General features: G+C 64.3%; 1 pseudogene. It reads left to right on the top strand.

Annotation, left to right across the window (positions count from 1 at the left end):
* Window position 1: 1 nt before the first annotated feature.
* A pseudogene (locus AB4Y91_RS16740) lies at window positions 2-1035 on the top strand (Ig-like domain-containing protein); the annotation flags it as partial.

Below are 1035 nucleotides of genomic sequence, written 5' to 3'. Positions count from 1 at the left end.
GGTGTTGGTGACGGGGGCCATCATCTATCCGGGGTTTAAGACTGCTGAGGTGGAGTTGAACGATGGTGGTGTGTGGGTGGTGTCGAAGGCGAAGAATGCGGTGGGGCGGTTGAATTATCCGTCGCGGGTGTTGGATGGTGCGGTGACGCCGGCGTCGACGACGTTTGATGTGTTGCAGGATGCCGGGACGGTGTTTGTTGATGATGCGTCGGGTTCGACGTTGAACCAGGTGTCGGCGGCGCAGATGCGTTTGGGCGGGGATAAGAAGTTGCCGGGGTCGGCGGAGGTGAGTTTCGGGTCGCGGGTGATTGCGGTGACGGATGCGGCGCGGGGCCGGGTGTGGGCGTTGTCGCCGTCGACGGTGAATGGTTTTGATGAGGAGAATTCGGAGCCGGTGCTGTCGGGGGCGCGGGGGACGGTGTCGGCGGTGGGGGCTGATGACCGGATTTATAGTGCGGATCCGACGTCGGGTCAGGTGACGGTGACGGCGGTGGATGCTGATGGCCGGGTCACGGATTCGCAGGTGAGTTCGTGGGAGGGGTTGAAGGGTGCGGGCAGCATCCAGTTGAGCGTGGTGGGGGATCAGCCGGTGGTGCTGGACGCGGGCGGCGGGAAGTTGTTGTTGCCGGGCGGGCGTGAGTTGGCGTTGGCGGATGCGAAGGATGCGAAGCTGCAGCAGCCCGGTCCCGGGGCGGGTGCTGTGGCGGTGGCGACGCCGAAGGCGCTTTTTGAGGTGCCGTTGGATGGTTCGGCGGCGAAGACGGTGACCTTTGGCGGGCAGGGGGTTCCGGCGGCGCCGGTGCAGTTGGGTGGTTGTGTGCATGCGGCGTGGTCGGGGGCGAATAAGTATGTGCGGGACTGCGGCAGTGATGCCGATGACAGGAGCGTGGATGTGCCGAAGGCGTCCGCGTCGCCGTCGTATGTGTTCCGGGTGAACCGGGACGTGGTGGTGCTCAATGATGTGAATTCGGGCAATGTGTGGCTGGTGAACCAGAACATGCAGCTGGTGAACAACTGGGACGACGTCATCCCGCC

The sequence above is a fragment of the Arthrobacter sp. YAF16 genome (assembly GCF_052113385.1).
In the GTDB taxonomy this organism is placed as follows: Bacteria; Actinomycetota; Actinomycetes; order Actinomycetales; family Micrococcaceae; genus Arthrobacter.
This window is presented reverse-complemented; position numbering and strand designations above follow the sequence as displayed.